The following is a 12,723-nucleotide window of genomic DNA, read 5'->3' on the forward strand; positions in this document are numbered from 1 at the left end:
CACTATGACCTGTTCATCGCCTGCCGGTACTGGCGAGTCCGCCGGGCGATGTACACGCGGTCGAGAATCAACGCCCATAACGCCGAAACGTCAGGACGGGTCTTGCGCCCACGGCTCAGGCGATTGAGCTGGAACTTCACGACGGCCATGCTCGCCAGTGCTGCCAGGGGTTTGCGCTTCCAGAGAATCGGCGGCAGTTGCGGGTGACTGTTCTGGCCTTCGCGCCAGCGTTTGACCAGTTGAGGTTCAATCGCCAGCGCCGTGCCGATGCCGGCCATGGCGATGCCACTGTCGAGCACCTGTTCGACGATCGCCAGGCGTCGAATCCCACCCGTCACCATCACCGGCATCTTCGCCACACTGGCCAGCTCACCGGCCATCTCCAGAAAATACGCTTCACGCGCCAGGGTCCTGCCATCCCGGGCCTCGCCTTGCATGGCGGGGGCTTCGTAGCTGCCGCCGGAGAGTTCCAGCAGATCGATCGGTTGATCGTTGAGCCACTGGATGACTTGCCGAGCATCGTCGGCATCGAAACCGCCGCGCTGGAAATCCGCCGAGTTGAGCTTCACCGCCACGCAAAATTGCGGCGACACGACCTTGCGCACGGCGCTGACCACGGCCAACAACAAGCGCGCGCGATTTTCCAGGGAACCGCCCCAGCGGTCGGTTCGGCGATTGGTCAAGGGCGAGAGGAACTGGCTGAGCAGATAACCGTGTGCGGCATGAATCTGCACCCCGGTGAAGCCGGCTTTTTCCGCCAGGGCAGCGCTGGTGGCGAAGCGTTGGATGACGTCTTCGATGCCGCGCTCGCTCATGGGTTTGGGTTCGGCAAACATCTTCGAGAACCCACCCAGGTCCAGCGCCACCGCCGAAGGCGCCAACGCTTGCTGGCCGAGGTTGGCCATGGTCTGGCGGCCAGGATGATTGAGCTGCATCCAGAACTGCGCGCCACCGGCCCGGCCAATCGTTGCCCACTGGCGAAAACGTTCAAGGTGCCGTTCATCCTCCAGCACCACACCACCGGGGCCGGTCATGGCGCGGCGGTCGATCATCACGTTACCGGTCAGCAACAGGCCGGTTTCGCCTTCGGCCCACGCCTGATACAGACGGAACAAGGCCTCAGCGGGTGCCTGCTCGGCATCGGCGAGGTTCTCTTCCATCGCGGCTTTGGCGATGCGGTTGCCGATGGTCTGGCCGTTGGGCAAATTCAACGCTTGGAAGGGCGACATACTTGACTCCTCATCAGTGATGAGTAGAGGCTAAGCTTAAAGTTAACTTTAATGTCAAGCAGGTAAATGAGGCCGTGATGAAGATTGGTGAATTGGCGCAGTTAAGCGGGTTGAACGCGTCGCGCATTCGGTTTTACGAGGCTCAGGGTTTGATTCGGCAGGTGGAGCGCCGGGCCAACGGTTACCGGCATTATCCCGACCAAGCGTTGCAAACCCTGAAGATCATCCTTTGCGCCCAGCAGGCCGGGTTCAGCCTGGAAGAGTTGAAGCAGTTGTTGCCGGACAGCGCGACCGGTGAGTTCAAGCAAGACGAATTGCTGGCGGGTCTCACGCGCAAAGTCGAACAGATCGAAGAGATGCAGCTGCACCTGGCGCAGAGCAAGGCGCAGCTGTTGGAGGTGATCGACAACATTCAGTCGCGACCCGAGGGCATGGGTTGCGAAGCGAATGCCCAGCGGGTATTGGCGAAGTTCAAGCCTTAGCACCGAGGGCCGCAGTCGACGGGGCAGGGATCGGATTGCGCATCAGCGTGCCCACCACCAGCGCACCCAGCAATGCCAGCAGGCCTGCAACCCAAAGCAGCAGGCTGAAACCACCGACGAAGGCTTGCCGGGCCAACGGCTCGACCACCGTGCGCGCGGTTTCCGGCAACAGGCCCATCGCCGCCGTCATGTCGCCGGCCACCACCCGTGAAGCAATGCTCTGTGTTTGATCGAGCCATTGCGTGCCATGTTCCGACAGACTGGTGCGCAACAACAGCTCGGTATGACTGGACAGCAACGCACCGAACACGCCGATGGCCAGCACGATGGCGCTGAAGCGCATGGTGGTGCTCATGCCTGAGGCCATGCCAGTGCGCTCCCGTGGCACGCAGGCCATGATGTTCTTTTGCGTATCGCCGTTTAGCAGCCCGGCACCGGCGCCCGTCACGGCAATCGCCAGGGCGAAGGGCAGGTAACCGCCGCTGCTGACTGCCCAGGCACTGAGCAGGTTGCCGCTGCCGACCAGGGTCAAACCGGCAGCCATCAATGTGGCAGGGGCAAATCGACTCGCCAGACGTACGCCGATGCGCGGGCAAATCAGCATGGTCAGGGCAAACGGCAACATCCCCAGCCCTGAAGCGATGGCCGAGAAACCCAGGCCGTTTTGCAGGTAGAACGGCAGCAGGGTCATCATCACCTGAGCGCAACCGGCGTAGGCAAACATGCCCAATAGCGCGCCGATGAAACGCGGATGCTTGAACAGTTGCAGGTCAACCATTGGCCGCCGCTGCAGCCGTTCAATCACTACGAACAGCCCCAGCAACAAGGCGCCGCCGATCAGCCGAGCGTAGGTCAACGGGTTGCTCCAGCCGATCCGGTTCGCCTCGATCAGGCCCCAGATCAGGCACAACAAACTCGCACTGAACGCCAGGCTGCCCCAGGGATCGAGGCGTGCGGACTGAGTGTCGCGGGACTCCGGCACGGCGCGCCAGACCATCACCATCAGGAACACTCCGACGGGCAGGTTAAGGTAGAAAATCCAGCGCCAGCCCATGTATTCGGTGATCAGCCCGCCGACCGTCGGCGCGGCGGTCATCGCCACCCCCATGCACGCGCCCCAGAACGCCCAGGCCTTGGCCCGTTCCACTTCATCGTGAAAGGTGTGGCCGATGGAGGCGAGGGCCGAGGTCAGCAGCAAGGCCGCGCCGACACCCTTGATCGCCCGGGCGATGTCGAGGAACAGCGCATTGGGCGCGGCACCGCAACCGATGGACGCAAGGATGAAAATGCCCAGCCCACAGAGCAAGGTTTTTTGCCGGCCGAAGCGGTCGGCAATGCTGCCAGCCGGCAACAAAAGAGCGGCGAAGGCCAGCATGTAAGCGCTGACGACCCATTCGATGTCGGCAAAGTTAGCGCCCAGGTCGCGGGCGATCGCTGGCAGGGTGACGGCGACAATGTTGGTGTCGAGAACGATCAGCGAGCAAACGCCTGAGGCTGTGAGTAACGTCAGTCGCGGACTTACCTTGGGTTTGACGGGCATGGCAGCGTTTCTCTACTGTAAAAGTCAGTGCAGCTTATCGCCGGCTGCTACTTTCCTTGTTAGGTACGCCTTGTCACTTCATTACCTTTGAGCTAACGCAACGATGGATATTCGGCATTTCCGCTATTTTCTGGCCGTTGCCCGGCAAGGCAACTTCACCCGCGCCGCCGAACAACTCGGTATCGCACCGCCGACCTTGACTCGACAGATCCAGGACATGGAGAACGAACTCGGCACGCGATTGTTCGTGCGCCAGACACGTGAAGTCAGCCTGACCGAGGCCGGCGCCGCGCTGCTGATCGAAGCGGAGGCGACAGTGCGGCAATTCGAATACGCTCAGTACAACGCCCAGCGTGCCGGGCGCGGGGATATTGGCCATATCGAACTGGGTTACGTGGCTTCGGCGGTGTATTCGGGCTTGCTGCAGAAACAAGTGCAAGCCTTCAGCCGCGAGTGTCCTGACGTCAGCCTGAACGTGCGGGAAAGTCCCATGGCGTCATTGCCGATGATGGTGGTCGAGGGGCGTTTCGATATTGGCTATGTCCGCTCACCCATGACTTTGCCGGAAGGCCTGGATGCCATTCGCCTGGACGCAGAAGGTTTTGTGCTGGCGGTGTCGGCCGAGTCCTGGCTGTGCCGATTGCCAGAGATTGGTCCGGAACATTTGCAGAACGAGACGTTCATCCTGCCGGAGCAAATCAGCGGCACCCTGCAAGTCGCCGCCGAGGGTGGATTTGCACCGAAACTGGGGGCGCAACCGGGTGGGCTGGTGGCGGTCATTGCATTGGTGTCGTTGGGGCAGGGCGTGGCGGTGGTGCCAGAATCGGTGGTCGGGCATGTGGGTTTGCCCGGTGTGTTGTACAGGGCAATCAAAGGGTGCGAGGCGAGTTCGTGGTTGTCGTTGATTTATCGTCGGTTCGAGAAGTCTGCGGCGGTCGCCAGGTATATCGAGCAGGTCAAAAATCGCTAAGCGCGAAAGCAATCTAACAGCACACCCGCCGATTCAACTGCCGAGTTGCGCGAGGCACAGTGCGCAACATTCGCAGGGTCTGACGCAACCACGCCAGATCGTGAGCCGGTTTACGCTTCGTCGTTGTCGGTTTCACCTTGCCAATGTGCCTGGCGAAGTCTTCCTGCAGGGTTTGCTCAGTGCCGATTCCTTTGAGCTTCTTCAGCAGCTTCCCATCCTTGTAAAACAACACGGTCGGAGTGCCGGTGACGTTCGGGTGGCGGGGTGATTCGCTGGTATTGAGCATGTAGATGTTCGCGTGATGGCGATATCGCTCGCCGATCTGACGAAAAATCGGCCCGGCTGTTTCGCAGGCGGGGCAGTGCTGACTGCCGAAGTAGAGGATGACCGGACGCCAGGTTTTCAGGGCTTTGCGGTAGACCGGGGCCAGTGCTTTGCGCGCGTTTGTTGAGCTCATTGAAATCTCCTTTTTCACAGGGCACCAAGTGTCTGCTGACGGTAAAGGAGAGGGGAGGATAGGTCTACTGTCAAAAATTACAGGTCTATTTGGTCAGCGGAGGAGCGTCTGAAACAGATCGTGCCGTTGGTCGGTTAGTTGACAGACCTGTCAAGTTTGACAGTTGTGATTATTTTTGGCCCCGCGCTGAATAGCCGGACTGTTTTCATACGGTGCCATGCACTTTATGGAGCACAGGGAGGGACTTTTTCACACTGACAGGAGTTACACCATGACCGGTAAAAATTTAGTTGGAAGTAAAGATAATCTGATAGTCGATAGTGAGTTCACACAAGGCGAGAAATACTGGCAGATCCACCTGCCTCCCTCTACCCCCGCCTGGGCCGAATTTCGTGATGGTTACTGTCACGTGAAGGGTGGCGCTAACGTCGGACAAAATTTGGAGCTGAAACTTGGCAAGTACCATTTTTCATTCGAAGGTCTTTTTACAGATGTGACCACAAGCTACGCCAACCTAGCGCTAGAACTTTCAGGTCTGCGCAAGCAAATCGATGTAAAGAGTGGGTCCGACTTCACACCGTATGAGTTCAATTTTTCCGTAGACAAAACAGTAGCTGAGGGTGACTACGATTTTTTTAGTTTAATGCTGGTAGGGAATGAGAACGGTGGAAAATTTCGCAACTTGAAATTGGTTTTGGTGGGCTGAGGTTGAGACGAACCTCCCCGCTGAATCTTTGATTGGCATTCGAATTTTCTTGATTACTCAGGCACAAAACGATTTCGCCATAGCGGTCAACGTTGTGGCGTTATCGCCACACCGTTGACAATTTTCGCGGGGAAATTCTCCTTGTACTTTGAGTACCAGGATGTTGTTACACGCGTCATTTTGTTTCATGTCGACTCATCTCTGTAGCCAACGGTAGCGCTTTTCAGCCGCCGTGTGCGGTGACGTGGTTTGACCGGTCGCTGACATCTCCTTGATTCAAAACATTTTCCATTTCCTCTAAGACACTCTTCGTCGTCTGTGGCACACTTTCTGCTGTCTATTCCGTTGTTACATACCAATATCCGGTATAGCGGAATAACCATCACCCTGGAGTGCTTGCCATGCATCGCCGACCTTCCTTGTTTAAAGCGTGTGTTTTTGTTCTCGCGGCTTCGGCTGCTGTCATGGGTGTGGCCCAGGCGGCGGACAGCAAGCTCGATAGCGTGCTGGCCCGCGGGAAACTGATTGTGGGCACGGGCAGTACCAATGCGCCGTGGCACTTCCAGGGAGCGGACGGCAAGTTGCAGGGGTTTGATATCGATATCGCGCGGATGGTGGCCAAGGGGTTGTTCAACGACCCGAGCAAGGTCGAGTTCGTGGTGCAGTCGTCCGATGCGCGGATTCCCAACCTGCTGACCGACAAGGTCGACATGAGCTGTCAGTTCATCACCGTGACTGCCAGCCGAGCGCAGCAAGTGGCGTTCACGCTGCCGTACTACCGCGAAGGTGTCGGCCTGCTGCTGCCGGCCAACAGCAAGTACAAGGAAATCGAAGACCTTAAAGCTGCCGGTGACGGCGTGACCGTGGCGGTGTTGCAGAACGTGTACGCCGAAGAACTGGTGCATCAGGCGTTGCCCAAAGCCAAGGTCGATCAGTACGACAGCGTGGACCTGATGTATCAGGCGGTGAACTCCGGTCGTGCCGACGCCGCGGCCACCGATCAGTCGTCGGTGAAATACCTGATGGTGCAGAACCCGGGCCGCTATCGCAGCCCGACCTACGCCTGGAGCCCGCAAACCTACGCCTGCGCCGTCAAACGCGGCGATCAGGATTGGCTGAACTTCGTCAACACCGTTTTGCATGAAGGCATGACTGGCGTGGAGTTCCCGACCTACGCGGCGTCGTTCAAGCAGTGGTTCGGGGTCGATCTGCCGTCGCCAGCCATCGGTTTCCCCGTCGAATTCAAATGATCCCGTGAGAGCGGGGCGGTTCCGATCGCCCCGTTCAAGGTACTGCTGACCATGAACTATCAGTTGAATTTTGCCGCCGTGTGGCGCGATTTCGACACCTTGCTGGCGGGGCTCGGTCTGGGCCTTGAGCTGGCGTTGGTGTCGATCGCCATCGGTTGCGTGATCGGCCTGATGATGGCGTTTGCTTTGCTGTCAAAGCACCGCGCGTTGCGGGTGCTGGCGTCGGTGTATGTGACGGTGATCCGTAACACGCCGATTCTGGTGTTGATTCTGTTGATCTACTTTGCCTTGCCGAGCCTGGGGATCCGTCTGGACAAGATTCCGTCGTTCATCATCACGCTGTCGCTGTATGCCGGGGCCTATCTGACTGAAGTGTTTCGCGGGGGGCTATTGAGCATTCCCAAGGGGCAACGTGAGGCCGGGTTGGCAATCGGTCTGGGCGAGTGGCAGGTCAAGGCGTACGTCACCGTGCCGGTGATGCTGCGCAATGTGCTGCCGGCCTTGTCGAACAACTTCATTTCGCTGTTCAAGGACACCTCGCTGGCCGCGGCGATTGCCGTGCCGGAGCTGACCTATTACGCGCGCAAGATCAATGTCGAGAGCTACCGGGTGATTGAAACCTGGCTGGTGACCACAGCGCTCTATGTGGCGGCCTGTTACCTCATTGCCATGATGCTGCGTTACCTCGAGCAGCGTCTGGCGATTCGCCGATAGGAGGCCACATGTACGAATCCCCTAGTTGGTTGCATGAGTTGTGGGTTGCCCGGGAAGTGCTGTGGCAGGGATTTTTGACCAGTGTGCAGGTCTCGGCCCTGGCGATTCTGTTGGGCACGATGGTCGGCATCGTCGCCGGTCTGGTGCTGACGTACGGCAAGTTCTGGATGCGCGCGCCGTTTCGGTTTTACGTCGACATCATTCGCGGCACGCCGGTGTTTGTCTTGGTACTCGCCTGCTTCTATATGGCGCCCGCGCTGGGCTGGCAGATCAGTGCCTTTCAGGCCGGTGCGTTGGGGCTGACACTGTTTTGCGGTTCTCACGTCGCCGAGATTGTGCGCGGCGCGTTGCAAGCACTGCCCAGCGGCCAGATGGAAGCGAGCAAGGCCATCGGCCTGACGTTTTATCAAGCGCTCGGTTACGTGTTGTTGCCTCAGGCGTTGCGGCAGATCTTGCCGACCTGGGTCAATTCCTCCACCGAGATCGTCAAGGCCTCGACGCTGTTGTCGGTGATCGGTGTCGCCGAGTTGCTGCTCAGTACGCAGCAGATTATCGCCCGGACGTTCATGACCCTGGAGTTTTACCTGTTCGCCGGATTTCTGTTTTTCGTCATCAACTACGCCATCGAATTACTCGGCCGGCACATTGAAAAGCGGGTGGCCTTGCCATGACTCAATCTTCGCTCTCTAACGCAAAAGATGCTCAAAACGGTCAGCCCCTGCTGGACATTCGCGGGTTGCACAAAAAGTACGGCCAGCTCGAAGTGCTCAAGGGCGTCGACCTGACTATGCAGCGCGGCAACGTCGTGACGCTGATCGGTTCCAGCGGTTCGGGCAAGACCACGCTGCTGCGTTGCGTGAACATGCTCGAAGAGTTCCAGGGCGGGCAGATCATGCTCGATGGCGAGTCCATCGGTTATGACGAGGTCAACGGCAAGCGCGTGCGGCACCCGGAAAAAGTCATCGCCCGGCATCGGGCCATGACCGGCATGGCGTTCCAGCAGTTCAACCTGTTTCCGCACCTCACGGCGTTGCAGAACGTCACCCTCGGTTTGCTCAAGGTCAAAAAGCTGCACAAGGATGAGGCGGTGGCCTTGGCAGAAAAATGGCTGGAGCGGGTCGGCTTGCTGGAAAGGCGCGATCACTTCCCCGGCCAGTTGTCCGGTGGTCAGCAGCAGCGCGTGGCGATTGCCCGGGCGATTGCGATGAACCCGAGCCTGATGCTGTTCGACGAAGTCACTTCGGCCCTTGATCCGGAACTGGTGGGCGAAGTGCTGAGCGTGATCAAAGGCCTGGCCGAGGACGGCATGACCATGCTGCTGGTGACCCACGAAATGCGCTTCGCTTTCGAGGTCTCGGACAAAATCGTTTTCATGAATCAGGGGCGGATCGAAGAGCAGGGGCCACCCAAGGAACTGTTCGAACGCCCGCAATCACCGCGTCTGGCTGAATTTCTCAAGAACACGCGGTTCTGATTTTTTCAAAAGAAGTCTTTAACGTTTCAATCAGGAGAAACACTCATGAGCATTACTCGTTACGGCACTGGCAGTACTGCCGCTGGCGGTCAGCCTCGTCCTTTCGCCCGTGCCGTTGAAGCCGATGGCTGGCTGCACGTTTCCGGGCAGGTGCCGGCGATGGATGGTGAAATCATTGTCGGTGGCATCGTCGAGCAGACCCACCAGACCATGAAGAACCTGATCGCGATTCTCGAAGAGGCCGGTTATGGCCTGGAAGATGTGGTGCGTGCGGGTGTGTGGCTGGAGGACCCAAGGGATTTCACCAGTTTCAACAAGGTATTCTCCGAATACTTCAAACCCGAGCACGCCCCGGCCCGGGCCTGTGTGCAGGCGAACATGATGGTCGATTGCAAGGTCGAGATCGACTGCATCGCGTACAAGAAAAAGGCCTGAGATTTGCGGTGAGCTGAGGAGCGCCTTCACCCTAACCCTCTCCCGGAGGGCGAGGGGACTGATTTGTATCGATGCGGGTTGTGATGTCAGTCAGATATTCAAGCATCGATACGGTCAGGCTCCCTCTACCCCTTGGGGCGGTCCGACGTTTCGGGAGGGCGGGGGGTGAGGGGTGGTCCTGACTGACACCACCATCCCGGCCAGTTACTATCCCGGCGACTTTGTATGAGAACCACTGACATGACCGAAGACACCATCAAGCGCCGGGCTCGCGGTCTGGACCGGGCGTTCGATATCCTCGATTTCCTCAAGGAAGTCGGCAAGCCCCTGCGCCCGAACGAAATCGCCAGCGGCATCGGCAGCCCGAAATCCACGGTCTACGAGTTGGTTGCCTCCCTGCTGGAACGACGGATTCTGGAGGCCGTGGGCAAGGACGGTCACGTCTACCTCGGCCGTCAGCTGTATTTCCTCGGGCAGGCGCATTTACGCCATTTCGACCTGACCCGCGAGGCCGATCATGCCTTGCAGGAGATCGTCAGCCAGACCCGCGAAACCGCGCAGATGTGCCTGCTCAACGGGCGAAAATACACCGTGGCCTTGATGAAAGAGGGTGAGCGGCATTTCCGCATTTCCTCGGACATCGGCGAGAACGCGCCGATTCCCTGGACCGCTTCCGGGCGCCTGCTGCTGGCGCACTTGAGCGACCAGGAAATCGTCGACCTGATTGATCACGACGACTTCATCCTGCCCAACGGTGAACGCCTGCCGCTTGAACAGTTTCTCGGTGAAATCCGTCAGGCCGCTATCGACGGCTTCTTCTCTTTCGATAGCGTTGCCGACACCTTTACCCATTGCTTCGCCGCCCCGGTGAAAGACCCGAACGGCGTGGCCATTGCGACCCTGTGCATCGTCGCCCCACGGGCCGATGCCAAGAACAATTACAACGACTACCGCCGGGTGCTGATCGACAGTGCCAACAGCCTGGCCCGTCGCATCAACGAATAACCGCGGCTGCCCGCGGCCGCGAATGTGAGGAGTTCGACCATGTTTTCTGCCAAAAATACTGCCACCGTGGAAAAGGGCTTTGCCCACACAGGCGCCAATCTGGTGCGCGACGTCAGCCTGCCTGCGCTGGTGCTGCACCGCGAAGCGCTGGAACACAATATTCGCTGGATGCAGACCTTTGTCAGCAACAGCGGTGCCGAGCTCGCCCCCCACGGCAAAACCAGCATGACCCCGGCACTGTTTCGCCGCCAACTGGACGCCGGTGCCTGGGGCATCACCCTGGCCAGCGCCACGCAAACCCGCGCGGCTTACGCCCATGGCGTGCATCGGGTACTGATGGCCAACCAATTGGTCGGTACGCCAAACATGGCGCTGATCGCCGATCTGCTGGCCGATCCGGCCTTCGAATTCCATTGCATGGTCGATCACCCGGACAACGTCGCAGACCTTGGGGCGTATTTCGCCTCGCGTGGAGTGCGCTTGAACGTGATGATCGAGTACGGCGTGGTCGGCGGTCGTTGCGGTTGCCGCACGGAAGACGAAGTGGTCGCGCTGGCCAAAGCCATTGCTGCACAACCAGCCCTGGCGCTGACCGGGATCGAAGGTTACGAAGGGGTGATTCACGGCGATCACGCGGTGAGCGGCATCCGTGCGTTCGCTGATTCGTTGGTACGCCTGGCCGTGCAATTGCAGGACAGCGGCGCGTTCGCCATTCCCAAGCCGATCATCACGGCGTCGGGTTCGGCCTGGTATGACCTGATCGCTGAATCCTTCGAAGCGCAGAACGCCGGCGGGCGTTTCCTCAGCGTGCTGCGTCCCGGCAGCTACGTGGCCCACGATCACGGCATCTACAAAGAAGCACAATGTTGCGTGCTCGACCGCCGCAGCGACCTGCACGAAGGCCTGCGCCCGGCGCTGGAAGTCTGGGCTCACGTGCAGTCGTTGCCGGAACCAGGCTTTGCGGTGATCGCCCTGGGTAAACGCGACGTGGCCTACGATGCCGGGTTGCCGGTGCCACTGTTGCGTTACAAGGCGGGCGTGGTGCCGGCGACGGGCGACGACGTCAGCGCCTGCAAGGTGACGGCAGTGATGGACCAGCATGCGTTCATGACCGTGGCGCCGGGGGTTGAGTTACGGGTGGGGGACATTATTTCCTTCGGCACTTCGCACCCGTGCCTGACGTTCGACAAGTGGCGTATCGGGTGCTTGGTGGATGAGCAGCTGAATGTCATCGAGACCATGGAAACCTGTTTCTAAGGCTTGATTCGCGTCCGGCCGTTTTGCGACCGCTTCGCGCTCGAACGCAGGCTTCGCCAGCGGCTACATAAAGCGGGTTCGCCACGCACGTGTAGCAGTTGCCGCAGGCTACGTCCGGCTGCGCAGCAGTCGTGAGCGGGTCAACATGAGAATTCAACAATGAACACCATCAGCACCCTCGGCCCCAACACCCCGCGCATCGCCCTGATCGGCGAATGCATGATCGAGTTGCAGCAACGCGCCGACGGCAGCCTGCAACAGAGTTTCGGTGGCGATACCTTGAACACGGCGGTCTACCTGTCCCGGGAGTTGGGCGAGGGCGGCACGGTGGATTACGTCACTGCGCTGGGCGACGACAGTTTCAGCGATGCCATGTGCCAGAGTTGGGCCGACGAAAACATCGGGCTCGGAATGGTCCAGCGCTTGCCCGGCCGATTGCCCGGTTTGTATTGCATCCAGACTGACGCTGCCGGCGAGCGGCGTTTTCTTTACTGGCGCAATGAAGCGGCAGTCCGTGATTGTTTCACCACCCCGGCCGCCGCGCCGATCCTGGTGGCACTGCCGGATTACGATGTGCTGTATTTCAGTGGCATCACCTTGGCGGTACTGGGTGTGCAAGGTCGGGAGAAGTTACTGGAAACCCTGATCGAAGCCCGGCAGCGGGATGCGCGGATCGTGTTCGACAACAATTACCGGCCACGTTTGTGGGCGTCGATCGAAGACGCACGGGCGGCCTATCGCAGCGTTCTGCCCTATGTCGACCTCGCGTTGCTGACCGTCGATGACGAACAGGCACTGTTTGATTTTTCCGATTGCGAGGCGGTATTTGCTGCTTACGAACAGATTGGCACGCCTGAAGTGGTACTCAAGCGCGGCGCCGAGGCGTGTCTGATTCGTTGTGATGGAGAGTCGTTTGAAGTGCCGGCGCAGGTGGTCGAGCGGGTCGTGGACACCACGGCGGCGGGGGATTCATTTAGCGCGGCGTATTTGGCCAGTCGCCTGAAAGGAGGCAGCCCGGTCGAGGCTGCTGAAGCGGGGCATCGGTTGGCGAGTCGGGTGATTCAAGTGCCGGGGGCGCTGATCCCTAAAGATTAAAATGCAGATTTTGTGGCGAGGGAGCTTGCTCCCGCTTGAGTGCGCAGCGCTCACAAAAACTTGGGGCCGCTCCGCAGCCCAGCGGGAGCAAGCTCCCTCGCCACAGAGG

The 12,723-nt window shown here is 59.5% G+C and carries 14 protein-coding genes; 11 read left to right on the plus strand and 3 right to left on the minus strand.

Annotation, left to right across the window (positions count from 1 at the left end):
- Positions 1-2: 2 nt before the first annotated feature.
- Positions 3-1,229 carry an NADH:flavin oxidoreductase/NADH oxidase family protein gene (locus tag QF010_RS00420; RefSeq protein ID WP_033061655.1) on the minus strand — a complete coding sequence of 409 codons (1,227 nt, stop codon included), beginning with the start codon at positions 1,227-1,229 and terminating at the stop codon, positions 3-5.
- 77 nt (positions 1,230-1,306) lie between these two features.
- On the opposite strand from QF010_RS00420, the gene QF010_RS00425 reads away from it, so the two are divergent.
- On the plus strand, positions 1,307-1,711 hold the full coding sequence (locus tag QF010_RS00425) for a MerR family transcriptional regulator (protein WP_033061656.1): 405 nt from the start codon (positions 1,307-1,309) through the stop codon (positions 1,709-1,711).
- Here QF010_RS00425 and QF010_RS00430 read toward each other — a convergent pair.
- Positions 1,701-3,251 carry an MFS transporter gene (locus QF010_RS00430; protein ID WP_429532320.1) on the minus strand — a complete coding sequence of 517 codons (1,551 nt, stop codon included), beginning with the start codon at positions 3,249-3,251 and terminating at the stop codon, positions 1,701-1,703. The genes QF010_RS00425 and QF010_RS00430 overlap by 11 nt on opposite strands.
- Before the next feature lie 103 nt (positions 3,252-3,354).
- On the opposite strand from QF010_RS00430, the gene QF010_RS00435 reads away from it, so the two are divergent.
- Entirely contained in the window at positions 3,355-4,221 is an 867-nt protein-coding gene (locus QF010_RS00435; RefSeq protein ID WP_429509399.1) for a LysR family transcriptional regulator, read from the plus strand.
- Between the two features lie 13 nt (positions 4,222-4,234).
- Here the strand turns inward: QF010_RS00435 and QF010_RS00440 are convergent, their stop codons facing one another.
- Entirely contained in the window at positions 4,235-4,678 is a 444-nt protein-coding gene (locus QF010_RS00440) for a thioredoxin family protein (RefSeq protein ID WP_429509400.1), read from the minus strand.
- Between the two features lie 271 nt (positions 4,679-4,949).
- Between QF010_RS00440 and QF010_RS00445 the strand changes: the two genes are divergently transcribed.
- The 9 genes from QF010_RS00445 to QF010_RS00485 all read left to right on the plus strand — a co-directional run bounded on the left by QF010_RS00445 (position 4,950) and on the right by QF010_RS00485 (position 12,614).
- Positions 4,950-5,384: a hypothetical protein gene (locus tag QF010_RS00445; protein ID WP_429509401.1), complete on the plus strand. Its 435-nt coding sequence runs from the start codon at positions 4,950-4,952 to the stop codon at positions 5,382-5,384.
- A gap of 401 nt (positions 5,385-5,785) precedes the next feature.
- Complete coding sequence (locus QF010_RS00450) at positions 5,786-6,634, plus strand: transporter substrate-binding protein (RefSeq protein ID WP_033061661.1); 849 nt, start codon at positions 5,786-5,788, stop codon at positions 6,632-6,634.
- 51 nt (positions 6,635-6,685) lie between these two features.
- Complete coding sequence (locus QF010_RS00455; RefSeq protein WP_008015908.1) at positions 6,686-7,348, plus strand: amino acid ABC transporter permease; 663 nt, start codon at positions 6,686-6,688, stop codon at positions 7,346-7,348.
- Between the two features lie 8 nt (positions 7,349-7,356).
- Positions 7,357-8,019, plus strand: coding sequence for an amino acid ABC transporter permease (locus tag QF010_RS00460; protein WP_008033040.1), 663 nt, complete (start codon positions 7,357-7,359; stop codon positions 8,017-8,019).
- A complete protein-coding gene (locus tag QF010_RS00465; RefSeq protein WP_033061662.1) occupies positions 8,016-8,822 on the plus strand; it encodes an amino acid ABC transporter ATP-binding protein in 807 nt (268 codons plus the stop codon). The genes QF010_RS00460 and QF010_RS00465 overlap by 4 nt, the downstream gene beginning before the upstream one ends.
- Before the next feature lie 45 nt (positions 8,823-8,867).
- On the plus strand, positions 8,868-9,257 hold the full coding sequence (locus QF010_RS00470; RefSeq protein ID WP_033061663.1) for a RidA family protein: 390 nt from the start codon (positions 8,868-8,870) through the stop codon (positions 9,255-9,257).
- Positions 9,258-9,497: 240 nt separating this feature from the next.
- A complete protein-coding gene (locus QF010_RS00475) occupies positions 9,498-10,262 on the plus strand; it encodes an IclR family transcriptional regulator (protein ID WP_033061664.1) in 765 nt (254 codons plus the stop codon).
- 39 nt (positions 10,263-10,301) lie between these two features.
- The gene (locus QF010_RS00480) at positions 10,302-11,519 is read left to right on the plus strand and encodes an amino acid deaminase (RefSeq protein ID WP_429509402.1); all 1,218 of its coding nucleotides are present in this window, start codon (positions 10,302-10,304) and stop codon (positions 11,517-11,519) included.
- A 159-nt stretch (positions 11,520-11,678) separates the two neighbouring features.
- Complete coding sequence (locus QF010_RS00485; protein ID WP_429532321.1) at positions 11,679-12,614, plus strand: sugar kinase; 936 nt, start codon at positions 11,679-11,681, stop codon at positions 12,612-12,614.
- Positions 12,615-12,723: the final 109 nt, after the last annotated feature.

The organism is Pseudomonas silensiensis, assembly GCF_050434865.1.
GTDB classification, from domain to species: domain Bacteria; phylum Pseudomonadota; class Gammaproteobacteria; order Pseudomonadales; family Pseudomonadaceae; genus Aquipseudomonas; species Aquipseudomonas fluorescens_W.